The 24,001-nt window shown below is 68.1% G+C and carries 26 protein-coding genes and 1 pseudogene; 17 read left to right on the top strand and 10 right to left on the bottom strand.

Going from position 1 to position 24,001, the window contains the following annotated elements; translation table 11 throughout:
- Positions 1 to 19 precede the first annotated feature (19 nt).
- The 5 genes and pseudogenes from H8R02_RS16090 to H8R02_RS30065 all read left to right on the top strand — a co-directional run bounded on the left by H8R02_RS16090 (position 20) and on the right by H8R02_RS30065 (position 3,277).
- Positions 20 to 985 carry a Bug family tripartite tricarboxylate transporter substrate binding protein gene (locus H8R02_RS16090; RefSeq protein ID WP_187082451.1) on the top strand — a complete coding sequence of 322 codons (966 nt, stop codon included), beginning with the start codon at positions 20 to 22 and terminating at the stop codon, positions 983 to 985.
- A gap of 3 nt (positions 986 to 988) precedes the next feature.
- Positions 989 to 1,951 carry an ABC transporter substrate-binding protein gene (locus tag H8R02_RS16085; RefSeq protein WP_187082450.1) on the top strand — a complete coding sequence of 321 codons (963 nt, stop codon included), beginning with the start codon at positions 989 to 991 and terminating at the stop codon, positions 1,949 to 1,951.
- Positions 1,952 to 2,112: 161 nt separating this feature from the next.
- A pseudogene (locus tag H8R02_RS30820) lies at positions 2,113 to 2,280 on the top strand (DUF4372 domain-containing protein); the annotation flags it as partial.
- 208 nt (positions 2,281 to 2,488) lie between these two features.
- A complete protein-coding gene (locus H8R02_RS30070; RefSeq protein WP_222622505.1) occupies positions 2,489 to 2,725 on the top strand; it encodes a transposase in 237 nt (78 codons plus the stop codon).
- A gap of 24 nt (positions 2,726 to 2,749) precedes the next feature.
- Complete coding sequence (locus tag H8R02_RS30065) at positions 2,750 to 3,277, top strand: transposase (protein WP_222622504.1); 528 nt, start codon at positions 2,750 to 2,752, stop codon at positions 3,275 to 3,277.
- 179 nt (positions 3,278 to 3,456) lie between these two features.
- Here H8R02_RS30065 and H8R02_RS16075 read toward each other — a convergent pair whose 3' ends face one another.
- Entirely contained in the window at positions 3,457 to 4,419 is a 963-nt protein-coding gene (locus tag H8R02_RS16075) for a GlxA family transcriptional regulator (protein ID WP_187082449.1), read from the bottom strand.
- 101 nt (positions 4,420 to 4,520) lie between these two features.
- On the opposite strand from H8R02_RS16075, the gene H8R02_RS16070 reads away from it, so the two are divergent.
- Together H8R02_RS16070 and H8R02_RS16065 are read left to right on the top strand one after the other, a co-directional pair.
- A complete protein-coding gene (locus tag H8R02_RS16070; protein ID WP_187082448.1) occupies positions 4,521 to 4,829 on the top strand; it encodes a putative quinol monooxygenase in 309 nt (102 codons plus the stop codon).
- A 9-nt stretch (positions 4,830 to 4,838) separates the two neighbouring features.
- Positions 4,839 to 5,228 (top strand): DUF488 domain-containing protein, encoded by a 390-nt coding sequence (locus H8R02_RS16065; protein ID WP_187082447.1) that lies wholly within the window; start codon positions 4,839 to 4,841, stop codon positions 5,226 to 5,228.
- On the opposite strand, the gene H8R02_RS16060 is transcribed toward H8R02_RS16065, so the two are convergent.
- Genes H8R02_RS16060 through H8R02_RS16040 form a run of 5 tightly spaced genes read right to left on the bottom strand, consistent with a single transcriptional unit; the run spans position 5,218 to position 8,527 of the window.
- Positions 5,218 to 5,607 carry a DUF4345 family protein gene (locus H8R02_RS16060; RefSeq protein ID WP_187082446.1) on the bottom strand — a complete coding sequence of 130 codons (390 nt, stop codon included), beginning with the start codon at positions 5,605 to 5,607 and terminating at the stop codon, positions 5,218 to 5,220. The two genes, H8R02_RS16065 and H8R02_RS16060, sit on opposite strands and share 11 nt — an antisense overlap.
- Positions 5,604 to 5,843 (bottom strand): PA2433 domain-containing protein, encoded by a 240-nt coding sequence (locus H8R02_RS16055; RefSeq protein ID WP_187082445.1) that lies wholly within the window; start codon positions 5,841 to 5,843, stop codon positions 5,604 to 5,606. The genes H8R02_RS16060 and H8R02_RS16055 overlap by 4 nt, the downstream gene beginning before the upstream one ends.
- A gap of 47 nt (positions 5,844 to 5,890) precedes the next feature.
- Positions 5,891 to 6,793, bottom strand: a complete 903-nt coding sequence (locus tag H8R02_RS16050) for an NAD(P)/FAD-dependent oxidoreductase (protein WP_187082444.1) — start codon at positions 6,791 to 6,793, stop codon at positions 5,891 to 5,893.
- Positions 6,786 to 7,250: a DUF2269 family protein gene (locus tag H8R02_RS16045; RefSeq protein ID WP_187082443.1), complete on the bottom strand. Its 465-nt coding sequence runs from the start codon at positions 7,248 to 7,250 to the stop codon at positions 6,786 to 6,788. Before H8R02_RS16045 ends, H8R02_RS16050 begins: the two co-directional genes overlap by 8 nt.
- Positions 7,250 to 8,527, bottom strand: a complete 1,278-nt coding sequence (locus tag H8R02_RS16040; RefSeq protein WP_187082442.1) for an SDR family oxidoreductase — start codon at positions 8,525 to 8,527, stop codon at positions 7,250 to 7,252. The genes H8R02_RS16045 and H8R02_RS16040 overlap by 1 nt, the downstream gene beginning before the upstream one ends.
- A 27-nt stretch (positions 8,528 to 8,554) precedes the next feature.
- Between H8R02_RS16040 and H8R02_RS16035 the strand changes: the two genes are divergently transcribed.
- Positions 8,555 to 8,995: a hypothetical protein gene (locus H8R02_RS16035; RefSeq protein ID WP_187082441.1), complete on the top strand. Its 441-nt coding sequence runs from the start codon at positions 8,555 to 8,557 to the stop codon at positions 8,993 to 8,995.
- A 9-nt stretch (positions 8,996 to 9,004) separates the two neighbouring features.
- Here H8R02_RS16035 and H8R02_RS16030 read toward each other — a convergent pair whose 3' ends face one another.
- The 3 genes from H8R02_RS16030 to H8R02_RS16020 form a co-directional block, all read right to left on the bottom strand.
- Positions 9,005 to 10,708, bottom strand: a complete 1,704-nt coding sequence (locus H8R02_RS16030; RefSeq protein ID WP_187082440.1) for a response regulator — start codon at positions 10,706 to 10,708, stop codon at positions 9,005 to 9,007.
- Complete coding sequence (locus H8R02_RS16025) at positions 10,698 to 12,203, bottom strand: ATPase domain-containing protein (protein ID WP_187082439.1); 1,506 nt, start codon at positions 12,201 to 12,203, stop codon at positions 10,698 to 10,700. Before H8R02_RS16025 ends, H8R02_RS16030 begins: the two co-directional genes overlap by 11 nt.
- A gap of 134 nt (positions 12,204 to 12,337) precedes the next feature.
- A complete protein-coding gene (locus H8R02_RS16020) occupies positions 12,338 to 13,330 on the bottom strand; it encodes a catalase family protein (RefSeq protein ID WP_187082438.1) in 993 nt (330 codons plus the stop codon).
- 97 nt (positions 13,331 to 13,427) lie between these two features.
- Here H8R02_RS16020 and H8R02_RS16015 point away from each other — a divergent pair, with 97 nt between their 5' ends.
- From H8R02_RS16015 to H8R02_RS16005, 3 genes are read left to right on the top strand one after another with little or no spacing between them, the layout of a single operon-like run.
- Positions 13,428 to 15,482: a DUF6531 domain-containing protein gene (locus H8R02_RS16015; protein WP_187082437.1), complete on the top strand. Its 2,055-nt coding sequence runs from the start codon at positions 13,428 to 13,430 to the stop codon at positions 15,480 to 15,482.
- Positions 15,479 to 16,723: an RHS repeat domain-containing protein gene (locus tag H8R02_RS30815; protein WP_187082436.1), complete on the top strand. Its 1,245-nt coding sequence runs from the start codon at positions 15,479 to 15,481 to the stop codon at positions 16,721 to 16,723. The genes H8R02_RS16015 and H8R02_RS30815 overlap by 4 nt, the downstream gene beginning before the upstream one ends.
- An 18-nt stretch (positions 16,724 to 16,741) precedes the next feature.
- Positions 16,742 to 16,987: a hypothetical protein gene (locus H8R02_RS16005; RefSeq protein ID WP_187082435.1), complete on the top strand. Its 246-nt coding sequence runs from the start codon at positions 16,742 to 16,744 to the stop codon at positions 16,985 to 16,987.
- 17 nt (positions 16,988 to 17,004) lie between these two features.
- Here H8R02_RS16005 and H8R02_RS16000 read toward each other — a convergent pair whose 3' ends face one another.
- Complete coding sequence (locus tag H8R02_RS16000) at positions 17,005 to 18,696, bottom strand: long-chain fatty acid--CoA ligase (protein ID WP_187082434.1); 1,692 nt, start codon at positions 18,694 to 18,696, stop codon at positions 17,005 to 17,007.
- Between the two features lie 91 nt (positions 18,697 to 18,787).
- Between H8R02_RS16000 and H8R02_RS15995 the strand changes: the two genes are divergently transcribed.
- The 6 genes from H8R02_RS15995 (at position 18,788) to H8R02_RS15970 (ending at position 23,994) form a co-directional block, all read left to right on the top strand.
- Positions 18,788 to 20,179, top strand: a complete 1,392-nt coding sequence (locus H8R02_RS15995; RefSeq protein WP_187082433.1) for an amidase — start codon at positions 18,788 to 18,790, stop codon at positions 20,177 to 20,179.
- 142 nt (positions 20,180 to 20,321) lie between these two features.
- The gene (locus tag H8R02_RS15990) at positions 20,322 to 21,080 is read left to right on the top strand and encodes a GntR family transcriptional regulator (protein WP_187082432.1); all 759 of its coding nucleotides are present in this window, start codon (positions 20,322 to 20,324) and stop codon (positions 21,078 to 21,080) included.
- Entirely contained in the window at positions 21,077 to 21,871 is a 795-nt protein-coding gene (locus H8R02_RS15985) for a transporter substrate-binding domain-containing protein (protein ID WP_187082431.1), read from the top strand. Before H8R02_RS15990 ends, H8R02_RS15985 begins: the two co-directional genes overlap by 4 nt.
- Positions 21,872 to 21,966: 95 nt before the next feature.
- Complete coding sequence (locus H8R02_RS15980) at positions 21,967 to 22,626, top strand: amino acid ABC transporter permease (protein ID WP_187082539.1); 660 nt, start codon at positions 21,967 to 21,969, stop codon at positions 22,624 to 22,626.
- Positions 22,623 to 23,276 carry an amino acid ABC transporter permease gene (locus H8R02_RS15975; RefSeq protein ID WP_187082430.1) on the top strand — a complete coding sequence of 218 codons (654 nt, stop codon included), beginning with the start codon at positions 22,623 to 22,625 and terminating at the stop codon, positions 23,274 to 23,276. The genes H8R02_RS15980 and H8R02_RS15975 overlap by 4 nt, the downstream gene beginning before the upstream one ends.
- Positions 23,239 to 23,994, top strand: a complete 756-nt coding sequence (locus tag H8R02_RS15970; RefSeq protein WP_187082429.1) for an amino acid ABC transporter ATP-binding protein — start codon at positions 23,239 to 23,241, stop codon at positions 23,992 to 23,994. Before H8R02_RS15975 ends, H8R02_RS15970 begins: the two co-directional genes overlap by 38 nt.
- Positions 23,995 to 24,001 lie beyond the last annotated feature (7 nt).

The raw sequence follows: 24,001 nt of genomic DNA, 5'->3' as shown, positions 1-24,001 counted from the left end.
CCGCCAACCGGAGGAACCCATGACAGCCAGCCGCCGCGCCCTGCTCGCGTTTGCCCTCGCCTGCGCCAGCGCGCAGGTGCCGGCGCAGACGTACCCGTCCCAGCCCGTGAAGATCGTCGTTCCCTTCCCGGCCGGCGGCACGGCGGATGTCCTCGCGCGCCTCCTGGCGGACCGGCTGACGAAGCGATGGGGCCAGCCCGTCACCGTCGACAACAAGCCCGGGGGCGGCACCGTCATCGGCACGGCGTTCGTCGCCAAGGCGCCGCCGGATGGCCATACGATGCTGATCATGGCGGGCAGCTTCGTCATCAACGCGAAGCTGCGCACGGACCTGCCCTACCCCGGCCTGAAGGCCTTCGAGCCCGTGGCCGGCATGGCCTACTCGCCGCAGGTCATCGCCGTGCCGCCGAACAGCCCCTACCGCACGTTCGCGGACTGGGTGGCCGATGCGAAGGCGCGCCCGGGCACCGTCTCCATCGGCAGCGTCGGGCCCGCGACCACCCAGCACATCGCCAGTGAAATGCTGCAGCGCGGCCTGGGCATCAAGCTGATCTACACGCCGTTCCAGGGCGGCGCGCCGGCCGTCACGGCCGCGATGGGTGGCCACGTCCATTCCGTGATGGCGAACCTGTCGGAGATGACGGGCCAGCTGGAAGGGGGCCGCCTGCGCGCGCTGGCGGTGACTTCACGAGAGCGTGTCGACTCCCTCAAGCAGGTCCCGACGGTAGCCGAGTCGGGCGTGGCGGGTTACGAGGCGAATGCGTGGTTCGGCTACGTGGTGCCGGCCGGCACGCCCCCTGACGTGATCGCGAAGATCGCCGAAGGCGTGCGCGCGGCCCTTGCCGAGCCGGACGTGCACCAGCGCATCGCCGGCCTGGGCATGCACACGATGTACATGGACCCGAAGGCTTTCGCAGCGCACATCGCCGAGGAGTACGCGAAGTACTCGCGCACGATCGACGAGGCGCGGATCAAGCCGGAGTAGCGGATGAAGCGGCGTGCCGCGCTCCTTGCCGCCGCTGCGTGCGCGATCGCGGCGCGCGCCCAGCGCCCGCCGGTGAAGATCGCCTGGCTCTCGCCCAACGAACGCGAGACGCGCCTGGGCACCTACGACGCGTTCATCGAGGGCATGACGGAGCTGGGCTACGTGCAGGGCCGCGACTACGTGATGGATTCGCGCTGGGCCGCGGGGTCGCGCGAACTACTCACGAAGCATGCGCAGGAGGCGGCGCAAGGCAAGCCGGACATCTTCGTGACGCAGACGGTCGCGGCGTTCGAGGTGACGAGGCTCGGCCTGCCGCAGCCGATCGTGTTCGGGTTCAGCGGCGACCCCGTCATCGCGAAGCTGGCCGAGAGCATCGCGCGGCCGGGACGCAACGCCACGGGCATCTCGATGCTGGCGCTGGACCTGGTGGGCAAGCGCATGGAACTGCTCAAGGAGCTGTCGCCGCGGATGAAGCGCGTGGCGGTGGTGGCGAACCCGGCGCACCCGGGCGTCGAGGCGGAGCGCGAGATGTCGCTGGCCGCGGCTTCGCGCCTGGGGCTCGCGGTGGAGTACCTCAACGTTCGCAACGCGCAGGAACTGCCGCCGGCTCTCGATGCCGCGCAGAAAGCCAACTGCGAGTCGCTCGTGCTCTTCCCGGACAACGGCACCATCCGCTACAGCGACGCGATCGCGAAGTTCTCCCGCGCAGCGCGCATGCCCACGATCTCGGGCTGGAGCGAATTCGCGGAACGCGGCAACCTGCTGTCCTACGGCCCCGAGTTGCGGGCCGCGTACAGGCGTCTCGCGAGCCACGTGGACAAGATCCTGAAGGGCCGCCCGCCGGGCGAGATCCCGGTGGAACTGCCCAGCCGCGTGGAGCTGGTCGTCAACATGGCCGCGGCGCGTGAACTGCGCATCACGGTGCCGCAGACGATCCTCGCGCGTGCCGACCGGGTGATCGACTAAGCCCGCTCAGAAATTGGGGTCAGATTCAGTACTGTCCGGAGATCGATTCTCATTTGGAGCGTAACTCGTTGTCGCGCCTTGATTTTTCGAGGTCGCCTTGAGAAATCTATATCGACGCTGGTTTGCCGTTTTCGGACACTCGCCTCATTTGCGAGGGTTCGATGCTCAAAGGAAAGTTGGTGTTCGCGCAGCTCACCGGCTTTCTGCCGCGCGAGACTTTCAACGAGGCGGTGAGCTTGTATGGCGGCAAGTACCCCACGCTGTCGTTCTCTCACTGGGATCAGTTGCTGTGCATGTTGTTTGCGCAGCTGACTGCGCGGCAAAGCTTGCGAGACATCACCACATGCCTGCGCAGCTACTCGTCCAAGCTGTACTTCGCCGGCTTTCGCGGCTCGATTGCCAAGTCGACGCTTGCCGATGCGAACGAGCGCCGCGACAGCCGCATCTTCGAAGCACTCGCGCTGCACACGATGCACATCGCGCGCGGCTTGTACGCATTGGAGCCGCTGGGTCGAGCTGTCCCAAGGTGTCTACGCGATGGACTCCACGACCGTGGATCTTTGCCTCGGCCTGTTTGGCTGGACGCCTTCGACCAAGGGCCACGCGGGCCTGAAGCTTCACACCCTGCTGGACCTTCGCGGCAATATTCCGAGCGTGATCAGCATTACGACAACTCGTGTGCACGATGCAAGCTTCCTCGACCGATTGCATCTGGAAGCGGGAAGCTTCTACGTCATGGATCGGGGCTACTTTCATGCAATTCGGCTCATGTAATTTACCGCAGCAGCAGCCTTCTTCGTGATCCGAACACGCGAGAAAATGGAGCACCATGTACTTGCAGAGCAGCCGTGCGATGTAGCTGCAGGCATCTTGAGTGACCGCCTCGTACTCCTGAGTGGAAAGCAAACGGCGGCCGACTACCCAGTACCGGTCCGGTTGATTGAATTCCATGACGCCCAGCGCGAGCGAACACTGAAGTTCCTGACCAATAACTTCGAGCTGGACGCGCCTGTCGTTGCCCGCCTCTACAAGAGCAGGTGGCAGATCGAGCTGTTCTTCAAGTGGATCAAGCAACATCTGCGAATCAAGACTTTCATCGGCAATAGCCCGAACGCGGTAAGCATCCAGATCTGGACGGCCATCACGGCCTATGTCCTGGTTGCCATTGCCAAGAAACAATTGCACGCTCCGGCGTCGATGCACGCCATCCTGCAGATCCTCAGCCTCAATCTCTTTGAGAAAACACCCCTGACGCTTCTCTTGGCCAACGCGGCCGGATGTGAGGAACTCGAAGACCCTATGGCCACCCAGTTGCTCTTGCTGTGAAATCTCCGGACAGTACTGGGTCAGATTCCAATTTCTCGCCGTTCTTCGGTCTTGCGCTCTTCGACCTCCCGGCAACGCCGCGCCCGGCCGGTCCGCGGCGCGATGGCTACGACGTCGCTCGCAGCGCGCCCACGTGCGGATTTGCCGGCCGAGGTCGAAGAGCGCGACACCGACGAGCCCTAACCCGCCTCCCGAATCTCACGCACCCCTCGCCCCAACTTCCGGCGCAACAGCGTCCCCAGCGTGATGCCGTCCGCATAACCGACCATCCCCGCGACACGATCCAGGTTGTGCGAGGTGGTCTTGAGCAGGTGCACCGCGCGCTCGACGCGCAAATCCTGGAAGTACGCGAGCGGCGACTTGCCCATCACCTCGCCCATGCGCCGCGCCAGCGTGCGCTTGCTGGTGGCCAGCTCGTTCGCCGCATCGTCGAGCGAGAAGCCCCGGTCGAGGCGCCCCCGCGCCCAGCGCTCGAACTTCTGCACCAACGGGTCGGCATGCGAGAGATGGTCCGTGATCGCGTAGGCCGACTGCGACGGCCGTGAGTCGACGATGAGGTAACGCGCGACAGTTGCCGCGAGTTCGGGGCTGGCCTGCCGCACCAGCGCGAGTGCCATGTCCATGTGGCTGAGCGCCGCGCCGGCAGTCAGGAAGCGGCCCGACGCGATGAGCATGCGCGACTCGTCGAGCGCGACCGACGGGTAGCGCTGGCGGAACATGGGAGCCAGCCACCACGTCGTCGTCGCGGCTTCGCCATCGAGCAGCCCCGACTCGGCCAGGACAAAGGTGCCGATGCACGCCGCCGCGATGTTCGAGCCCGAGGCGGACCAGGCCTGCAGCGCGTCGCCCGCATCGCGCACGTCCGGCCGGGTGAGCGCCTGCTGCAGCACATCCGGCATCTTGTAGCCGATGGCGGGCACCACCACCCAGTCGGGCAAAGGTGCCGCATCCGCGGCGAGCACGGGCACGACCATGCCCAGCGACGTCTTCACGTGCCGGCGCAGGCCGACGACGCTGACCTCGAAGCGCAAGGCATCGAGGCCGTGCATCGGCGCGAGCTCGTTGGCGGTGGCCAGTGCATCCATCACGGCCGCGAGGCCCGTGTCGAAGGCGCCGTCGAGCGCCAGCACGTTGATCTTCATCGTGGCGAAATCGGTATGAAAGATGTCAATCTTGACGATTCCCGAAATGGATGTCCATCCCTACGATCCGCTTCACCTTCAACCCAACCCAGGAGCACCCCATGATCAAGCACGCACTCTTCGCCCGCCTCGAGGCCAAGCCCGGCAAGGAGGCCGACGTCGCCGGTTTCCTCGCGCAGGGGCTGCAGCTGGCCAACCAGGAAAGCACCACGCCGATCTGGTTCGCGCTGAAGCTGTCGCCGTCCACCTTCGGTGTGTTCGACGCGTTCCATGACGAGGCCGGCGTGCAGAACCACCTCACCGGCCCCATCGCCAAGGCGCTGTTCGGCCCGGCGCTGGAGCTGCTGGCCGTGCCGCCTTCCATCGAGCGCATCGAGGTGCTCGGGTTGAAGAACGCGGTTGCCGCATAAGATCGCACCATGGCCATCCGCATCGTGCAACTCGGGACGCCGCGCGCCGCCGGCGAGGGGCTGCGCCTGGGCACGGTGCGGCGCCCGCCGCGCGGGGTGCCCAAGGCGGAATTCGCGAAGCGCGATTTCTACGACGTGTGGCTGCCCAACCTGTCCCCCAGCGCCGAGCTGGTGGCCGAGGGGCTGGCCGCCGAGGACGAGAAGCAGTGGAAGGCGTTCCGCCGCAAGTTCACCGCGGAGATGAACCAGCCCGATGCCTCGCGCGTGCTGGACCTGCTGGCCGCGATGTCGAAGCAGACCTCGTTTGCGCTCGGCTGCTATTGCGAGGACGAGTCGCGCTGCCACCGCTCGGTGCTGCGCGAGCTGCTGGCGCAGCGCGGCGCGGAGATCACGAAGTAGCGCGCGGCCGCACCAGCAGCAGCGCCACGCCGCCGATCGCCTCCACGAACAGCATCACGAAGAGCATGCCCTGCGGCCAGCCCCACTGCGCCGCGGCCAGCAGGCGCGCGAGCGGCTGCGCGAGTACGAAGACCGCGAGCATGTCGCCCCACAGCGCGTCCTCCACCCGGCCCATTGCGACCACGCCGAGCGCGGCCGTGGCAAGCCACACGCCCAGGTACACGGCGTAGATCTCGCTGTAGCCGTTCGGCCCGCGCAGCTGCAAGCCCAGCTCCGCGGCCATGTCGGCGGGCGCGAGCATCGCGCGCAGCGCGATCGCGGCGAAGACCGCGCTGGTCACGCCGAGCGCGGAGCGCCGCAGGCTATTGCTGCGGATCAAATACCCAGCAGCTTCTTCGCCTCGCCCAGCGCCTTCATGCTCTCGGCGTGCTTGCCGGCCGAGTGCATGGTCTCGCCTTCCTTGCGCAGCTTGGCGACCTTGTCGAGCGTGTCCCTCGGCACGTTGGGCTTGGTGGCGAGCTTGGCGTCGATCGCCTTCATCTCGTTCGGGCAGTTGTGCGCCCAGGCGCCGGCTGCGAACAGGGCCAGGGCCGTGAGGGTGAGGATCTTGCGCATGGTGGCCTCCTCCGGGGTGGAGGCGCCAAGTTAGCGGAAGTCGGGGCTCAGAGCAAGCTGTTGTGGATGGCCGTGGCGGCGATCGCGGCGTGGGCGGCGGCCACGCTGATCTGGTTGAGGTCCACCGAGACGTCGCCTGCCGCGTAGAGGCCGGGCACGGTTGTCTGCTGGTGCGCGTCCACCTTCAGCTGCCCGTCGGCCTGGGCCTGCGCGCCGAGTGCCAGCGCCAGCTCGCTCACGTGCGTGAGGCCGAGCGCGGGATAGATGACATCGAAGGCCAGCCGCGTGCCGCCCTGCAGTTCCACTTCCACGCCCTGCCCCGGCGTGCAGTGGATGTGCCGCGGGTACTGCTCGGCGATGCGCACGCCGCACTCGCGCAGGCGCGCGAGGTCTTCAGGCGCCACTTCGTCCTGCGTCTGCATCGCGAGCCAGGTCACTTCGTTGCCGAAGCCGGCGACGAAGAGCGATTCGCGCAGCCCGTGCCCGGCGCGGCCCAGCACGGCCACGCGCTGGCCCTGCGTCTCGAAGCCATCGCACACCGGGCAGTAGCGCAGCTGGCCGCCCTGCAGCGCCGCGTCGAGCCCGCCGATCTCCGGCGCGACGTCGCTTGCGCCGGTGGCGAGGATCACATAGCGCGCGCGCCAGTGCTGCTCGCCGGACCACGCGTCGAACGTGCCGTCGCCCGCGCGCTCGAGCCGGTCGATGCAGCCGTGCGCCACCTCCGCGCCGTAGCGCGCCGCATGTTCGCGGATGCGGTCCCACAGCTCGGTGCCGGGGATGCCGTCGGGAAATCCGATCACGTTGCGCGTGCGTGGGATCAGCCGCAAGCGGCTCTTGCCGGCATCGACCACGAGGACGTTGCGGCGATAGCGCTTGAGGTAGACGGCCGACATGAGGCCGGCGACGCCGCCGCCGATCACGAGGCAGTCGAGGAGTTGTTCGTCAGGCACGCTTGGACACCATCAGCCAGAAGATCGCGAGGAAGGAAAAGAGCCCGCCGAAGCCAAGCCCCACCCACCACGCGAAGAAGCGCCAGTAGGCGCGGGGCAGCCGGGAATCTTCACGCAGCGCCTGCGCGGCGATGTCGCGCAAACGCAATTGCAGCCACAGCACGGGAAGCCAGCACGCCATCGCAATGGCGTAGAGCACGAGCGACGCGGCGATCCAGGGCGTCGAGAGCGGCAAGCCCATCAGGTGAACCAGCCACACGCCCGTCAGCGGCTGCAGGATCGCCGTGGGCGTGGTGAACAGCCAGTCGGCGAGCACCACGGTACGCGTGGCTTGCGCAACCCCCGCCGTGTCGCGGCCCAGCGTGGCGGCGAGCAGGTGGAAGGCCGAGCCCACGCCCGCGCCGAAAAGGATCGTCGATGACAGGATGTGCACCCATTTGAAAACGAGGTAGTCCATCAAAGCTTGCGCGGCTTGCCCGGCTCCAATGCCCAGAGCAAACCGATGGAGGCCATCATCGGCAGGTTCTTGGTGAGCGGGCCGTAGGGGTGCAGCCAATACTCCGGCAGGAACAGGGTGATGAGCAACGTGTAGCCCGCGATCAGCGCCAACTGCGTGCCCCAGACCCAGCCACGCCATCGGGCGGGCGCCGCCAGGGAGAGTACGCCGAGGGCGAGGTCGAGCGCCGCAGCGCCGTAAAGCGCGGCGGTGGCGGCTGCGCCGTGCAGCCCGGTGCGTGCGAGAAGTTCGTAGCTCTGCTGCACCGGGTACAGCCCGAGCGAGACGATTCCGGTCCAGATCCACACCAGCGCGACCACGCAACGCAGCAGCGGCGCGAACCAGAAGAGCACCGCCTGCGTTCGCGCAGCCGCGGCCTGCTCACCCGAAAGGAATTCATCCACGCCGCGTGGCTCGCGACCCAGCACGCGCGGCAAGGCGTTGTCGCGCGCATGGTTGCCGCGCAGCAGCATGCCCGCCGTCTCGCGGTCGAGCACGCTGCCGGGAATCCGGCCGGCGATGGTTGCGGCGAGCATGAAGAGCGGCTCGGGATACGGCAGCATGTGCAAGCGGCTGCGCAAGCCCAGCCGGGTTCGAAGCTGCTCGAGGTACTCGCGCATCGTCAGCGCGTCCGTGCCTGCGAATTCGAAGGTCTGCGTCGCGGCAGGCGGCTGCTCGACGAGGGCGACGATGCCGTCGGCGACATCGTCCACGTGAACGGGTTGGACAAGCATCTCACCGCGGTGCGGCATCGCGAGAACGGGCGCAACGGCGAGCCCATTGAAAAGCGCCGCGCTCGACCCACCCGGCCCGTAGACCAGCGAAGGCTGCACGATGGCCGCACGCAGCGGCAGCTTGCGCAGGTGGTCGTCGGCGGCTTTCTTCGTGAGGTGGTAGCGGCTGGTTGCCGACTCGTCGGCGCCCAATGCCGAGACGTGCACCACACGATCGACACCCGCCATGACGCACGCCTCGAACAGCTCGATCGGCGCCCGCGTGTGCAACGCGTCGAACTTCTGCGTTGCGGTCTCGCGGATGATGCCCACCGTGTCGACCACTGCATCGATGCGTGCGAGGTGCCCCACCCACCGGTCCCGCGGCGGCACCGATGCGAAGTCCTCGCGCACATCTGCGCCGGGACCACGGCCCACGCGCACCACTTCGTGCCCGCGGCTTTGCAGCCGCGCGGCCACGGCCGAGCCGATGAAGCCCGAAGCGCCGGTCAGGAGCACCCGCATCGCTTCAGTCTAAGTTAGAGTTTCCCGATGGTGTCGTGGAAGCAGTCTTTGCGCGATGGTGCCCTCGCCGGCAGCATCGCGAGCATCCTCTCCGCCGCGGTGTTGCTCACGCACAGGAAGCCCGCGGCGCCCGTCAATGCCATCAGCCACTGGGTGTGGGGCGATCCCGCACTGGCGAAGGACAAGCCCTCGTGGCGGCACACGGCCGTGGGCTACCTCATCCACCACGCGGCTTCGCTGTTCTGGTCCACGCTGCATGCCCGCGCCTGGGGCAAGCCGCGCAGTGCGCCGCAGGCCGTGGCGCAGGCTGCCGTAACCGCGGCAACGGCCGCCTTCGTCGACTACAAGCTCACGCCGCACCGGTCCACGCCGGGCTTCGAGCACCGGCTGACCAGGGGCCAGCTCACGGCCGTTTACGTGATGTTCGCGGTCGGGCTCGCGCTGGGCAGCCGCCGGTTCCGGCGATGAGGGGCACGGTCACGCACTCACCGCCGCCTTCTCCAGCACCTCGTTCACCGCATCGCCCAGCGCCGCGATGTCGAACGGCTTGCGAAGGATCGTGGGCTTGCCGGCCAGGCGCTCCACGGCCGCCATGTCGGCATAGCCGGTGGCCAGGATGACGGGCAGGTCGCCGACGAGCCGGCGCGCCTGCGAGATGACCTCTGCACCGGTCATGTCGGGCATCGCATAGTCCACCACCAGCAGGTCGGGCTTCTCGGCCTGCAGCGCCGCCAGGCCCTCGCCGCCGTTGGCCGCCTCGGACACCTTGTAGCCGATGAGGCTGAGGCACTCCACGATCACGCGGCGAACGTCGGGGTCGTCCTCCACCACGAGGATGTGGCAGTTCTTGGCCTTGTCCGGCACGGACGGCACGCGCGCCTCGGGCTCCTGCTCCACGACCTCCTCACCGGCGGCGGGGAAGAGCAGCTCGACTTCGGTGCCCTTGCCCTCCTCGCTGCGCACGAAGGCCATGCCGCCGGACTGCCGCGCGAAGCCGTACACCTGGCTCAGCCCGAGCCCGGTGCCCTGGCCGAGCGGCTTGGTGGTGAAGAAAGGGTCGAACACCTTCGGCAGCACCGCGGCCGGGATGCCGGGCCCGTTGTCGCTGACCGTGACGACCACGTAGCGGCCCGCCTTCAGCTCGCCCGCCGCCTCCCGCACGTCGTTGCAGGTGCTGATCTTCACCTTGCCGCCCCCCGGCATCGCGTCGCGTGCGTTCACGGCGAGGTTGAGGATGGCCATCTCCAGTTGCGACGGGTCCAGCACCACGGCGTCGGGGTTCTCGCACAGCTCCAGCTCCACCTGGACCGCGGAGCCCAGCGAGATTTCGAGCAGGTCGTGCATGCCGGTGATCAGGTGGTTGATGTGCGTCTTGCGCGGCATCAGCGACTGGCTGCGCGCGAAGGTGAGCAGCTGGTTCGTCAGGCGTGAACCCTTGCGCGCGGCGCTCTTGGCGCGTTCGACCACCGGCTTGACCTTCTCGTCCTTCGAGTACAGCGACACCAGCTCGAGGTTCATGTTGACCACGTGCAGCAGGTTGTTGAAGTCGTGCGCGATGCCGCCCGTCAGGCGCCCGATCGCCTCCATCTTCTGCACCTGCGTCAGCGCCGCCTGCGCCCGCTCGCGCTCGGCGATCTCCTTCATCAGCCGGTCGTTGGCGCTGGCGAGCTCGCGCGTGCGCAGGTGGATGCGGTCCTCCAGCTGCGAGTTGAGCTGCTCCAGCTGGCTGCGCGTGCGCCCCAGCTCCTCCAGGTGGCGCCGCGCGGCGTACTGCCGCCGCCGCGCACGCACCACCGACTCGGCCGCGCTTGCCAGCGTTTCGGCGTTCAACGGCCGCTCCAGGATGATCAGGTTGCCCAGGCTGTGCAGCGACTCGAAGTCCTTCACCGGCCGCCGGCCCTCGCGCTTGGTGGCCAGCACGATGAAGGGGAAGTCCGACCACGACGGCTGCTGGTGCAGCCAGCGCACGAGGTCCATGTCCTTCAGCAGCTCGGGCAGCGTCTCCTCGGTGAGGATCGCGCCGGCCGCGGCCTCGCGCATGCAGCGCACCAGCTCCTCGCGCGTGCTGCAGGTGTGCGCCCGCATCTTCTGGCCGCGCAGCAGCGCCTCGATGACGGCGGCGTCGCGGCCGCGCGGCGCGTGCACGAGGATGCGCAGCTCGAGGTCCGAACTAGGCACCATCGTCCCCGAGCAGGGGCTGCGTGCCGCGGTAGACGGTGGCACCCAGCAGCACGCCCTCGAAGTCCTTGAGCTCCTCGCCGATCTCCAGCCCGTTCTTGCCCAGGCGGAACTCGCGGATCGTGAACTCGTGGTGGTTGATGCGGCTCTTGACCATCGACACCGCCTTGAGCAGGCTGCCGCGCGCCTCGAAGTAGCGGAACAGCAGGATGCCGTCGGTGAGGTAGCTCATGTCGATGTCCGAGCGCACCTCCCCCAGCAGCCCGTGCTGGCCGAGGATGGTGATGGTGACGACGTTGCGGTGGTTCAGGTACGTGGACAGCTCGTGCATCTGCAGCATCAGGTGCTTGCTGCCCGGCATGGCCTGCAGGTAGGCGTTGAGGCTGTCGATGACGACCACCTGCGCCTGCTCCTCCTCCACCGCATGGCGCACCATCTGCGCGAACTCGCCGGCGGACACCTCGGCCGGGTCGAGCGGGATCACCTGCAGCTGGCCGCTGCGCAGGTAAGGCTCCACGTCGAGGCCGAGCGAGCGCGAGCGGATCAGCAGCGAAGCGAGCCCCTCGTCGAACAGGTAGTAGGCCGCGCGCTCGCCCCGCAGCATCGCCGCGCGCACCACGGAGATGGCCGTGGTCGTCTTGCCCGCGCCGGACGGGCCGATGAACAGCGTGTTGGTGCCGCGCGGCAGGCCGCCGCCCATCAGCGTGTCCAGCGTCGGCGTGCCGGTGGTCACGACGGCCGACTCGGTGCTGACCCGGTACTCCGCCGCCACCAGGCGGGGGAACACCTTGAGGCCGCCGGTCTCGAGGTTGAAGTCGTGCTCGCCGCCGCGGAACGGGATGCCGCGCATCTTGACGACTCGCAGGCGCCTGCGCTCGGGGCCGTACTGGTCGACCGCCTGCTCGAGGAAGATGACGCCGTGCGCGATGCTGTGCAGCTGCTGGTCCGCGCTGCTGCTGGAGCGGTCGTCGAGCAGCAGCACGGTGCAGTTGCGGTCGACGAAGAAGTTCTTCAGCGCCAGCACCTGGCGGCGGTAGCGCAGCGGGTTCTGCGCCAGCAGGCGCATCTCGGAGAGGCTGTCGAACACCACGCGGGTGGGCTGCAGGCGCTCCACCACGGCCATGATGCCGCGCACCGTCTCGCCGAGCTCGATCTCCGACGGGTGCAGGATGGACTGCTCGGCATCCGGCGCGAGGCCCTCGCTGCTCACCAGCTCGAACACCTCGATGCCGTCCAGGCTCCAGCCGTGGGACTGCGCGACGGTGGTCAGCTCGATCCGCGTTTCGGACAGGGTGACGTACAGGCCCCGCTCGCCGTTGGACGCGCCGCTGACGAGGAACTGCAGGCCGAGCGTGGTCTTGCCCGCGCCGGGGTTGCCCTCGATCAGGTACAGGTGGTTGGCGGGAAAGCCGCCGCCGAGCACGTCGTCCAGCCCCGCGATGCCGGTGGACGCGCGCTCCTGCTCGGGCGTGACGATGTGTCGGAAAGGTGGTCTCATGTCATGCACATGTTCGTACCATGTTCGACGAACGTGCCCAGAGCTGGATCGTACCGAACCGTAGAGGCCCGCGGTGTAGGCCGAATCCCACAACCCGGATCGGCAAACGCCTTGGCTGAGCGGTGGCGCCGGCCCTACGCGGCGCCCCGCGCCTTCTGGCTTGCGTAGTACACCACCTTGCGCGCGCGCTGCACGTTGCCCAGCGGCCGGTGGTCGGCCAGCGCGTGCCACGGGTCGATGGCCAGGGCGTCCACCTTGCGGCCGAGGGCCTGGCCGTCCTCGGAGCGGATGTCCTGCCGCGGAAGCATCAGGCGTGCCACGGTCGTGTAGGGCGTCGGCCAGCTGCGGGAGGCGTCCTCGATCGGCGTGACCTCCTCGGTCGCGAAGTACTGCATCTGCAGGTCCCAGTGCAGCGGGCCTTCGCGCAGCCGCGCGGCGAAGTCGCCGGCCCAGTCCTCGCGGGCCCCCGGCACCGGCTTGCCGTTGGCGGGCGACGGCAGCAGCCGCAGGCGCACCGCGTACGGGCCGTTGGCCATGGGCACGGCGCTGAACAGCGTCTCCGTCGCGAAGCCGGAGAACGGCTTGGTCTGCGTGCGCAGCAGCTTGCCCAGCTTGCGCGGGCCGCCCAGCAGGCCATAGCGCTTGAGCACGTACTTGAAAAGTTCACCCTGCCCGCGCGAAGCGGCCACGGCGAAATGCACGAATTCATCCGCGTTGGCGAAGGCGAACGACTCGTGGTTGATCAGCGTGAAGTCCTGCGAATCGACGGTACCGCCCAGGGCCGAGGGGCCTTGCACGCCGAACACGCGCATCGCGAAGCCGCGCACGTCCGGCACGCGGTCGGGCGCGCTGTCGAAGCCGCCGTTGGACAGGCGCACCCACACCTCGAAGTCGTGCGGCACCGCGAACAGGCCGTGGCGCGTGAAAGCAGGCAAGCCGTCCAGCACCTCCAGCGTGCCGTGCGCGGCGCACAGCTGCTTGCGGTGCAGCGCGCGGCCGGTGCCGTAGCGCTCGGAGCGGCGCACCTGGATGGCGGCGAACTGCTCCGCGTAGGCGGCGTGGCGGCGGTCCTCGTCGGGCGCGACCTGTTCGAGCCATTCGGTGCTGGGGAGCAAGTCGTTGGGCATGGGGCTATTGTGGCTGTCAAGCAGACCAGCGTATAGATTGTCCGTAGGCATATGCGTGGCTAAAGTCCGCCTCGATTCCAACGAGGGGGGCTCTCCGATGCAGATGCGGTCTGCGCGTGCGCTGGTTGGCGCATGCATGTTGTGGGTGGGGCTGGTGCTTGGCGGGCCGGCTCTTGCGGCGATCCAGCCGCTCACGGGCGACGTTCAGGAAACAGAGGTCGAGTGGGTAGATTCGAGCCCGCACCCGCTGACGCTTTCGACGCATTACCGAAGCTCGGGCAACGCCGACGCGGGCCTGGGGCCGGGGTGGTCGCACAACTGGGCGGCGACGCTGACGAAGCGGGATGCGTCGGCGGCCATCCGGTTCGGGCGCGGCGTCACCGTGGTCTTCCATCGCGACAAGCCCGGCGCGGCGTGGCAGCCCGCGGGCGGTCGGGACCAGTTGCTGGAGAGTGCTGCCGGTCTCACCTACGTGCAGGCGTCGTCGCAGGCGCAGTGGCAGTTCGATGCTGGCGGGCGGTTGCAGGGCATCCTGCAGTCCAACGGGTGGCGTATGGCGTTCGCGTATTCGGCCACGGGGCAGCTGCAGCGCGTGACCAATGCGTTCTCGCGCAGCATCCTGTTCGGCTACGACGCGGGGCGGCTCGCGTCGGTGCGCTTGCCCGATGGCACTTCGGTCGGCTTTGCGTTCGATGCAGGCTCGCGCCTCGCCGCGGTAACTGGAGCCGATGGTGCGGTGCGCAGCTACGCCTACGGCGATGCGCGCTTCCCGGGCCAGCTGACGAGCGTTGCGCGCTCCGGCAGCCCCACCGCCATCTACAAATACGACGCGCGGGGGCTCGCGGTCGAATCCGCGCGCCCCGGCGTCGGCGGCAAGGTGAGCGTCACTTATCCGAACCCGTCCGGCGGGTCCGCCGGGGCGCTCACTGCCGGCCACACGGCCGACCCGTCGCTCTACCGGCTCACGGTCGATGTCACCGACGAGCGCGGTGTCACCACGAGCCGCACGTGGCAAGGCGGGGACGGCCGGGTGCGGCTGGTCGGGACGAGCAGCCCTGCGGCCGGCATTGCGGCCACGACAACGCTCGGTGCGAACAACCTGCCCGTCGTCGAGCAGGACTTCATGGGCGTGCGCACCGTCAAGGAGTGGGACGCGAACCGCGAACTTCCGCTGGCCGTCACGAAAGCCGCCGGCACGCCGGACCAACAGGCCGTGCAGACGCAGTGGCACCCCACCCTCAACGTGCCGTTGCTGGTCAACGAGAAGGGCCGCGTCACCGAGTACACGTGGGACTCGCGCGGCAACAAGCTCTCGCAAACCGTCACCGACACCTCCACCGGTGCGAAGCGCACCTGGTTGTGGACGTACGGCGCGAACAACCTGCCGGCCACCATGACGGAACCGGGAGGTGGCGTTTGGCAATACAGCTACAACGATTCGGGTCATCGCATCGCGACACGTGATCCGCTCAACCGCGAGACGTTGTTCGAATACGACGGCGCCGGCAGAGTCGTCAAGCAGACCGAGCCGGGCGAGCTCGTCACCACCTATGTGCGCGACCTGAAGGGCCGGCCCGTCTCGGTGACTCGCGACGGTGAAACGACCACGCTGACGTACACCGACGCGGGGCTCGCTTCGGCGACGCTGCACAACGGCTACAGCGTCGCGTACTCGCATGACTCGGCCCAGAGGTTGATCGGCGCCGCCGACAACAATGGCGCATCCGTCACATACACCCTCGACTCGGCCGGCCAGGCCGTGCGCGAGGAGGTTCGCGACGAGACCGGGATGATTGCGCTCGTCACATCCCGCGTGTTCAACGAGCTGAATGCCCTGGCGCAACTACAAGGCGCATCCGGGCAGGCGACGCAGCTGGCGTACGACCGCAACGGCGAGCTCATTGCCGAAACGGACCCGCTGAACCGCACGACGCGGCACACACTCGATGCGCTGCGCCGCGCCACCGCCACCACCTTCCCCGACAACGCCTCCGCCCTGCAGTCCTTCAATTCGCTCGACCAGCTGACGCAGGTGGTCGATCCCAAGGGCGTAGCCACGCAGTACAAGACCACGGCCTTCGACGAAGTGGTGGAGGAGACCAGCCCGGACATCGCACCATCACCTTCCGGCGCGACGCGAACGGGGACGTGATCGAGACCACCGATGCGCTGGCGCGGCGCACGAAGGTCGAACGCGACGCGCTGCGCCGGCCCGCAACCATCCGCTACCACGAGGGCAGCACCACCCGCTTCGAGTACAACGACATGGGCAGGCTCGCCCGCGTCGAGATCCAGAAGGACGGCGAAGCCGCTGTCATCCGCTACCTCCATGCGGCCACCGGCCAGCGCGTGTTCAAGAGCGAGCCCGAGGTAGCGCAGACGCTACCGAACGAAACGGAGCTCGGCAACAGCTTCGTCAACTGGCTGCGCAAGAACTTCGGCTGGATCTTCGCCAAGGGCAATGGCGCCAAGACGAGCATCGGCACGGCGTACATCCACGGCGACGGTGAGATCCCCAACTGGGCCATCCTCGGCGAATACGACAACGGCTCGAGCCAGGGCAAGGGCTCGTCCGAGTACATCTACCTGCCCACTCACGACGGCAGCGCCATTCCGATCGGTATGTACCGCAACGGCAAGCTCTATGCGATCCACAGCGATCACCTCGGAACACCGAGGCTCATCACGGACAGCAGCAAGGCGGTCGTGTGGCAGTGGCCGTACTCCGCACTCGGAGCGAACAAGCCGACCGGCGTGCTCGCGACATGGGCCGAGGGTGCCCTGAAGGCGACCGAACCACCCATCGAGTACAACGGACGCTTCCCCGGGCAAACCCATGACCCGGAAACGGGGCTGAACGACAACGGATGGCGCACGTTCGATCCGCGGACCCGAGCGGGCTACATCCAGGCCGACCCGATCGGGTTGGCGGGCGGGCTGAATCGCTATCCCTATGCAGAGAATTCGCCGCTACGAAAGACAGACCCGACAGGGAGACTGGCGTTCGCTCTTCCCTTGATCCTGCCCCCACTCCTCGAAGGCGCAGCCTACATCGTCACAGCTGCTGCTGTCGCGTCGACTGCGCACGAACTTACCAAGCCGGATGCGGCCGGGAACTCGACGCCGGAGGCCTGTCCTCCTGGGGGAACTTGCCCGCCATGCCGAACCACCAGCGGGAGGATCATCCCGGTCGGCACGATCGCCTACCGTCCCCTTGACGTCATTCCGGATGACGTCATGCAGCACGGAGTCTACGGATCGCATCACAATATCTTTATTGCCAACCAGATGCCCTATCCGAAGTGCGATTGCTTCTGGGCCAAGCAAAAGTGGGTTGCGAAGCCCGAGCAGATCCAACCTTCATGGGTTCCGATCGAGCCATTTGCCAACTGAGAATTTTCTATGCGCTACATGACAGACGGAAGCAAGGTCAAACTCGGCGATCACGTTGTAGTCGAGGGCAATGTGCGCGGCACGGTTATCTGCGACTACGACGCGGGCGCGTGCCTGCCTGGGTTCGAACGGTGGCTCGAGTCCCGGCCGATGGCAGACGGAACCCTGCTGTCAAGCGGAATCATGGTTGAAACCTCCGAACTGGGATTCGTCCACTATGCGAGCGATGACATGGACATCCGGCAGGACAGCACTCCAGCATGAGGGCCTTCGGATGAGCCTTACCTCTCCGCCTCCTGCAACGCCCGCCACATCACCTTCCCGCTCCCGCTCTTCGGCAGCGCATCCGCGAACTGCACGATCTTCGGCGCCTTGTACACCGCCATGTTCTCGCGGCACCAGTCGATGACGTCCTGCTCGCTCACCTGCCCCTTGTGCGAGGCACGCAGCACGACCACCGCCTTGACCGTCTCGCCGCGGTACGCGTCCTTCGTGGAGATGACGCACGCCTCCTGGATGGCGGGGTGCTTGAACATCAGCGCCTCCACCTCCGCCGGCCACACCTTGAAGCCGGACGCGTTGATCATCCGCTTGAGCCGGTCGGTGATGAAGAAGTAGCCGTCTTCATCCACCCGCCCCAGGTCGCCGGTGCGGAAGAAGCGCTTGCCGTCGAACTCGATGAAGGCCGCGGCCGTGGCCTCGGGGCGCTTCCAGTAGCCGTCGAACACCATGGGCCCGTGCACGATGATCTCGCCTTGCTCGCCCACCGGCATCTCCTTGAGCGTGTCCGGGTCCACCACGCGCGCGTCGCAGCTCATGAAAGGGATGCCCAGGCACTGCTGCTTGGGGTGGTCCACCGGGTTGCTGTGCGAAGGCGCAGCGGTTTCGGTGAGGCCGTAGCCCTCCACATACCGCAGGCCGTACAGCTCGAAGAGGCGCTGCGCCACCGCCTGCGGCATCGCGGCGCCGCCGCCGCCGATGTGCTGCAGGCTCGAAAGGTCGAACTTGTCGAAGTTGGGGCTGCCCAGCAGGTCGATCACCATCGTGGGGATGTTGGTCCAGGTGGTGACCTTCCAGCGCGAGATCAGCGTGCCGGCGAGCTCGCGGTCCCAGCGCGGCATGATCACCAGCATGCTGCCCGCGAAGATCGCGCTGTGCATCACGCTCACCATGCCGGTGATGTGGAACATCGGCACGACCAGCAGGGTGACATTCTCCGGCGTCGCGTTGCCCCACACGGCCGCGGCGGCGGCGTTGTGCATGATGCTGCTGTGCAAGTGCATGCAGCCCTTGGGCAGGCCCGTCGTGCCGCTCGTGTACGGCAGCACGGCGAGGTCGGTGGAGCCCACTTCGAGCGGCGGCAGCGGCAGCGCGTTGTCCAGTGCGTCGTTCCAGGCCATCGCCTTGCCGCTCGCGAGCTGCGGGAGGGGGTGCTTCGTCAGCAGCCAGTCGCGCCACGCGTCGGGCAGCAGCGTCTGCGGCGACGCGGGGTCGAAGGCATCGGTGAAATGGGTGACGATGATGTGCGCGAGGCGCTGCGCCTCGGGCAGTTGCGCGTCGGCCTTGGCGATCTCCGCGGCAAGGTCGGCGGTGGTGATCGCCACCTTCGCGTCGGGGTCGGTGATGTAGTGCTTCAGCTCCTCGGCGCGGTTCATCGGGTTGACCGGTACGACGACCGCGTTGGCGCGCAGGATGGCCCAGTGCGCGACGATGAGCTGCGGGCAGTTCTGCATGTCCAGCACCACGCGGTCGCCCTTGCGCACGCCGAGCGAGGCCAGCCGCGCGGCCAGGCGCTCGGCCTGTTCGCGAAGCTGCGCGTAGGTGGTCGTGCGGTCGAAGAACACCAAAGCGTTCTTGTGCGGGTAGCGCCGCGCGCTGATCTCGAGGTTGTCCCACAGCGAGGTGGCGGGGACGGTGATGGCGTGCGGCAGGCGCTTGGGCCAGAACTTGTGGTGCGGACGGCTGGGTTGCATCGCCACGAGCCTACGACAGGCGGGCCGCGCGCGGCATCAGGGATGCTCCCAGCGCGGTCACGTTCGCGACGGCCGCGCCTATGATGAGGTGATGACGCAGCTCTGGCGCCTGGACGCGGCGCAACTCGTGCAAGGGTACGCGCGCGGCGACTTCACGCCCGGCGAGGCGCTCGACGCGTGCCTCGCGCGCCTGGCGGCCACGAAAGCGCTCAATGCGGTCATCGCCGAGGATCGCGCGGGAGCGACGGTTGCCGCGCACGCCAGCGAGGCGCGCTGGAAGCGGGGCGAACCGCTCGGGCCGCTCGACGGCATACCGCTCACCTTGAAGGACAACCTGCACGCGGCCGGCCTGCCCACCACCTGGGGCAGCCGGTTGCTCGAAGGCTTCGTGCCGCGCGATGACGAACTGCCGGTTGCGCGTTTGCGTGCCGCGGGCGCGGTGATCTTCGGCAAGACGAACACGCCGGAGTTCGCGATGCAGGGCTACACGGACAACCATGTCCACGGCGTCACACGCAATCCCTGGGACCCGAGGCTGACGCCGGGCGGCTCTTCCGGCGGTGCGGCGGCGGCGGTGGCCGCCGGCTGCGGGCCGCTGGCATTGGCCACCGATGGCGGCGGGTCGATCCGGCGGCCGGCTTCCTATTGCGGGCTCGTGGGCTTCAAGCCGAGCGCGGGGCGAGTTGCGCGAGGCGGCGGGCTGCCGGAGATCTTCCTGCACTTCGAGGTGCCGGGGGCGCTCGGGCGGACCGTTGCGGACGTGCACCGGCTCGTGGAGGTGGTCGCGGGCGAGGCGGCTGCGACGCTGCGCCCGCCGCCTGCAGCGCGCATTCTCTACGTGCCTCGATTCGGCGCCCATCCGGTCGACCCCGGCATCGCTTCGTGCGTGTCCGCAGCCGCGCGCCATTTGCAGGCGCTTGGCCACGCCATCGACGAAGCGCCCACCTTCGACATCGCCGAACGCGTGAACGCGGCATGGCCCACGCTCTCCGGCGCGGGCCTCGCCTGGATGCTCAAGGACGCGAGCGCGTTCGCGGAGTTCGGCCTTGCCGCAGGTGAAACCCCGGACGTGTCGCGGTGCATGCCCGCCATCCGCAACGGCCTGCGCGAGGCACAGGCTTCCGATGCAGCGGCACTGTTCGAGGCACTCGCCGCCGTGCATGCGCTCGAGCGCGACCTTGCAGTGCTCTTCACGCGCTCCGACTTCATCCTCACGCCCGCCGCGGCCGCGATGCCGTGGCCCGCCGAAGAGCCTTGGCCCACGCGCATCGCGGGCCAGGAGGTGGCGCCGCGGGGCCACGCCGTGTTCACCGCTTTCGCCAATGCGGCCGGCCTGCCCGCGATCGCGCTGCCTTGCGGCGTGGTGGACGGCCTGCCGGTCGGCCTGCACCTCGTCGCCGCACGAGGCCAGGACGCCCAGCTACTCGCCCTCGCCGCGCAGTACGAGCACGCGCAACCCTGGGGCGACCGCCGCCCGCCTTGACCCGCCTTGACCCGCCTTGACCCGCCTTGACCCGCCCTGACCCGCGCTGGTGCGCCGCCCGTCCGCAACCGGTGCATGCCATGTCGACTTTGGTGCGCAAACCTTGTATACCAGAAGGCACGAAACCTGCTGGGCAAGGCGCATGGCGACTTCCTCCGAGATCAGCGAACGCATCGTCGAGGCCGTGATGGCCCGCAAGCTCGCGCCCGGCTCGCGCCTGGGCGAGCAGCAGCTGGCGATGCTGTTCGACTGCAGCCGCACCATCGTGCGCGAGGCCATGACGCGGCTTGCGGTGCGCGGCATCGTCACCGTGAGCGCCCGCCGCGGCTGGTACGTGGTGGAGCCCACCGAGGAGGAGGCGCAGGAGACCTTCGATGCGCGCCGCGTCATCGAGACCGGCCTCATCCGCGAAGGCAGGCCGCTGGACAAGGCGGCGCTCAAGCGGCTGCGCTCCCACCTCGCCAGCCAGCAGGCGGCGATCAAGGACGGCGACGTGGGGCTGCGCAGCTTCCTGCTCGGCGACTTCCATGTGTGCCTGGCCGAGTGCCTGGGCAACGGCCTGCTGGCCGAGACGCTGCGCGACTTCACCGCCCGCACCACGCTGGTGGCGATGCGCTACCAGTCCGCGGTGGACGCCGCGCAGTCGTGCGGCGAGCACGTGAAGATCGTCGAGGCCCTCGAAGCCGGTGAGCTGAAGAAGGCGGAGCAGCTGATGGCCGCCCACCTGCGTACCTGGAGCAAGAAGCTGCACATGGAAACCGACGCGCCCGACCCGCTCGCGCAACTGCGCCTCGCCCTCGCGCCCATGCCGGCCAAGGCACAGGTCTTGCATACAAGTTCCCCAGCCCCGGCGCGCAGGAAACGCGCCGACCGTTCCACCTATCTCGGAGAAGTGCTATGAACCCCGGCAAACGCCTCACCCTGGCCGCCCTCGCGGCCACTGCCCTGTTCGCAGCCGGCGCCGCGCAGGCGCAGAACGCCCTGGACGACGTGATGAAGGCCAGGGAGATCAAGATCGCGATCCCCACGGACTTCCCGCCCTACGGTTTCGTCGGCACGGACCTGAAGCCGCAGGGCCTGGACATCGACGTGGCGAACTACATCGCCGCCAAGCTGGGCGTGAAGGTGGAACTGCTGCCCGTCACCACCGCCAACCGCATCCCCTACCTGCAGACCGGCAAGGCGCACCTGGTCATCTCCACGCTGGGCAAGAACCCGGACCGCGAGAAGGTGATCGACTTCACCATCGCCTACTCGCCCTTCTACATCGCCGTTTTCGCGCCGAAGACGCTGGCGGTGAAGGGCCCCGCCGACCTCGCCGGCAAGTCGATCTCGGTCACCCGCGGTTCGGTGGACGACATGGAGCTGACCAAGGTGGCGCCGCCCACGGCGGAATTGCGCCGCTTCGAGGACAACAACACCACGATCTCCGCGTACGTCGCGGGGCAGGTGCAGACCGTCGCCACCAGCGCGCAGGTGGCCGGTGCGATGATGGCGAAGAACCCCGAGAAAGGCACCGAGTTCAAGTTCGTGCTGAAGGATTCGCCCAACTACATCGGCGTGGGCAAGGGCGAGGACAAGCTGCGCGCGAAGGTCAACGAGATCATTGCCGAAGGCCGCAAGAACGGCGACATCGACAAGATGGCCGTGCGCTGGCTGGGCCGGCCGGTGGGTGACCTGCCGACGAACTGACGACCTGTCATGCCGGGCTCGACCCGGCATCCATGCCGGCGCTTCGACACGCGGGCATGGATCCCGGGTCAAGCCCGGGATGACGCATGACGAACATGCGCATCACCCTCGACTTTGCCGCCGTACTTGCCCAGTGGCCGCTGCTGGCCAAGGGCGTCCTGCTGACGCTGGCGCTCACCGCGGTGTCCGCAGTGATCGGCGTCATCGTCGGCATCGCCTGCGCGTGGGTCCGCAGCTCCGGCCCCCTGGCCCTGCGCATCGTCGTCGGCACCTACGTCGAACTGATCCGCAACACGCCCTTCATCGTGCAGCTCTTCTTCGTGTTCTTCGGCCTGCCCGCCGCGGGCCTGAAGCTCTCGCCGGAGACCGCGTCGGTGATCGCGATGGTGGTGAACCTCGGCGCCTACGCCACGGAGATCATCCGCGCCGGCATCCAGGCCACGCCGCGCGGGCAGATCGAGGCGGCCGTGAGCCTGGCGCTCACGCGCACGCAGGTGTTCATTCGCGTGGTGCTGCCGCCCGCGCTCAAGCGCGTGTGGCCGGCGCTGGTGAGCCAGATCATCATCGTGATGCTCGGCTCCGCCGTCTGCGGGCAGATCTCGGTGGAGGAGCTGTCGTACGCGGCCAACCTGATCCAGAGCCGCAACTTCCGCGCGTTCGAGGCGTTCATCATCGCCACGGCCATCTACCTGCTGCTTGCCATCGCCGTGCGCAAGCTGCTCAACTGGGCGGGCCCCCGCTTCCTGTTCCGATGATCGAGTTCTCGCTCTGGGACATGCTGCGCAACCTGCTGCTCGCGGGGCGGTGGACGGTGGCGCTGTCGCTCATCGCTTTCATCGGGGGCGGGCTCGTGGGGCTCGCGCTGCTGGTGCTGCGGCTGCTGCCCTCCGTTGCGTTGCAACGCTTCGTCGCGGGCTACGTGCAGCTGTTCCAGGGCACGCCGCTGCTGATGCAGCTGTTCCTGGCGTACTTCGGCATCGCGCTCTTCGGCATCAACACGTCGCCGTGGGTCGCGGCCGCGGTCGCGCTCACGCTGTACACGAGCGCCTTCCTCACCGAGATCTGGCGCGGCTGCGTGGCGTCCATCCCGCGCGGCCAGTGGGAAGCGGCGCAGAGCCTGGCGCTCTCCTTCGGCGAGCAGCTGCGCCACGTCGTGATGCCGCAGGCCCTGCGCATCGCCATCCCGCCCACCGTCGGTTTCCTCGTGCAGGTGATCAAGGGCACCGCGCTGGCCAGCGTGATCGGCTTCGTGGAGCTCACGAAGGCCGGCACGATGATCACCAACGCCACGCTCAAGCCCTTCGTCGTCTACGCCCTCGTCGCGCTGCTGTACTTCGCGCTGTGTTACCCCATCAGCCTCTATGCCCATGGCCTCGAGCGAAAACTACACGCCGCCCATCGTTGAGATCACCGCCCTGCGCAAGTCCTTCGGGCCCAACGAGGTGCTCAAGGGCATCGACCTGAAGGTGCAGCCCGGCGAAGTGATCGCCATCATCGGCAAGAGCGGCTCGGGCAAGAGCACGCTGCTTCGCTGCATCAACGGGCTGGAGACCTTCCAGGACGGCGCGCTCACCGTCGACGGCCAGGCGCTGCGCCACGACAGCGCCGCCGCGATGCGCGAGCTGCGCCAGCACGTGGGCATGATCTTCCAGAGCTTCAACCTCTTCCCGCACCTGACCGTCGGGCGCAACGTGATGCTGGCGCCGACGCTCGTGAAGAAGAAGGACCGCGCCGCGGCCGAGGCGCAGGCGCGCAAGCTGCTGGAGCGCGTGGGGCTCGCCGAGAAGTTCGACGCGATGCCCGACCAGCTCTCCGGCGGCCAGCAGCAGCGCGTGGCCATCGCGCGTGCGCTCGCCATGGAGCCGGCCGTGCTGCTGTGCGACGAGATCACGAGCGCGCTGGACCCCGAGCTGGTGGGCGAGGTGCTGCGCGTCGTGGAGTCGCTTGCCGACGACGGCATGACGCTGCTGATGGTGACGCACGAGATGAACTTCGCGCGCAAGGTGAGCGACCGCGTGATCTTCATGCACCAGGGGCGCGTGCACGAGGCGGGCCCGCCACAGGCGCTGTTCGCGAACCCGCAGACGCCGGAACTCAAGCAGTTCCTGTCGTCGCTGCACTAGCCCGCTT

Origin of the sequence: Ramlibacter albus, from assembly GCF_014297445.1 — a bacterium.
GTDB classification, from domain to species: domain Bacteria; phylum Pseudomonadota; class Gammaproteobacteria; order Burkholderiales; family Burkholderiaceae_C; genus Ramlibacter; species Ramlibacter albus.
This window is presented reverse-complemented; position numbering and strand designations above follow the sequence as displayed.

What these genes read in the sequence shown, in the direction of transcription:
- H8R02_RS16090 (WP_187082451.1), top strand. Translation starts at nt 20, where the DNA reads ATGACAGCCAGCCGCCGCGCCCTGCTCGCGTTTGCCCTCGCCTGCGCC.
- H8R02_RS16085 (WP_187082450.1), top strand. Translation starts at nt 989, where the DNA reads ATGAAGCGGCGTGCCGCGCTCCTTGCCGCCGCTGCGTGCGCGATCGCG.
- H8R02_RS30070 (WP_222622505.1), top strand. Translation starts at nt 2,489, where the DNA reads ATGGACTCCACGACCGTGGATCTTTGCCTCGGCCTGTTTGGCTGGACG.
- H8R02_RS16075 (WP_187082449.1), bottom strand. Translation starts at nt 4,419, where the DNA reads ATGAAGATCAACGTGCTGGCGCTCGACGGCGCCTTCGACACGGGCCTC.
- H8R02_RS16070 (WP_187082448.1), top strand. Translation starts at nt 4,521, where the DNA reads ATGATCAAGCACGCACTCTTCGCCCGCCTCGAGGCCAAGCCCGGCAAG.
- H8R02_RS16065 (WP_187082447.1), top strand. Translation starts at nt 4,839, where the DNA reads ATGGCCATCCGCATCGTGCAACTCGGGACGCCGCGCGCCGCCGGCGAG.
- H8R02_RS16055 (WP_187082445.1), bottom strand. Translation starts at nt 5,843, where the DNA reads ATGCGCAAGATCCTCACCCTCACGGCCCTGGCCCTGTTCGCAGCCGGC.
- H8R02_RS16045 (WP_187082443.1), bottom strand. Translation starts at nt 7,250, where the DNA reads ATGGACTACCTCGTTTTCAAATGGGTGCACATCCTGTCATCGACGATC.
- H8R02_RS16040 (WP_187082442.1), bottom strand. Translation starts at nt 8,527, where the DNA reads ATGCGGGTGCTCCTGACCGGCGCTTCGGGCTTCATCGGCTCGGCCGTG.
- H8R02_RS16035 (WP_187082441.1), top strand. Translation starts at nt 8,555, where the DNA reads ATGGTGTCGTGGAAGCAGTCTTTGCGCGATGGTGCCCTCGCCGGCAGC.
- H8R02_RS16030 (WP_187082440.1), bottom strand. Translation starts at nt 10,708, where the DNA reads ATGGTGCCTAGTTCGGACCTCGAGCTGCGCATCCTCGTGCACGCGCCG.
- H8R02_RS16025 (WP_187082439.1), bottom strand. Translation starts at nt 12,203, where the DNA reads ATGAGACCACCTTTCCGACACATCGTCACGCCCGAGCAGGAGCGCGCG.
- H8R02_RS16020 (WP_187082438.1), bottom strand. Translation starts at nt 13,330, where the DNA reads ATGCCCAACGACTTGCTCCCCAGCACCGAATGGCTCGAACAGGTCGCG.
- H8R02_RS16015 (WP_187082437.1), top strand. Translation starts at nt 13,428, where the DNA reads ATGCAGATGCGGTCTGCGCGTGCGCTGGTTGGCGCATGCATGTTGTGG.
- H8R02_RS16005 (WP_187082435.1), top strand. Translation starts at nt 16,742, where the DNA reads ATGACAGACGGAAGCAAGGTCAAACTCGGCGATCACGTTGTAGTCGAG.
- H8R02_RS16000 (WP_187082434.1), bottom strand. Translation starts at nt 18,696, where the DNA reads ATGCAACCCAGCCGTCCGCACCACAAGTTCTGGCCCAAGCGCCTGCCG.
- H8R02_RS15995 (WP_187082433.1), top strand. Translation starts at nt 18,788, where the DNA reads ATGACGCAGCTCTGGCGCCTGGACGCGGCGCAACTCGTGCAAGGGTAC.
- H8R02_RS15990 (WP_187082432.1), top strand. Translation starts at nt 20,322, where the DNA reads ATGGCGACTTCCTCCGAGATCAGCGAACGCATCGTCGAGGCCGTGATG.
- H8R02_RS15985 (WP_187082431.1), top strand. Translation starts at nt 21,077, where the DNA reads ATGAACCCCGGCAAACGCCTCACCCTGGCCGCCCTCGCGGCCACTGCC.
- H8R02_RS15980 (WP_187082539.1), top strand. Translation starts at nt 21,967, where the DNA reads ATGCGCATCACCCTCGACTTTGCCGCCGTACTTGCCCAGTGGCCGCTG.
- H8R02_RS15975 (WP_187082430.1), top strand. Translation starts at nt 22,623, where the DNA reads ATGATCGAGTTCTCGCTCTGGGACATGCTGCGCAACCTGCTGCTCGCG.
- H8R02_RS15970 (WP_187082429.1), top strand. Translation starts at nt 23,239, where the DNA reads ATGGCCTCGAGCGAAAACTACACGCCGCCCATCGTTGAGATCACCGCC.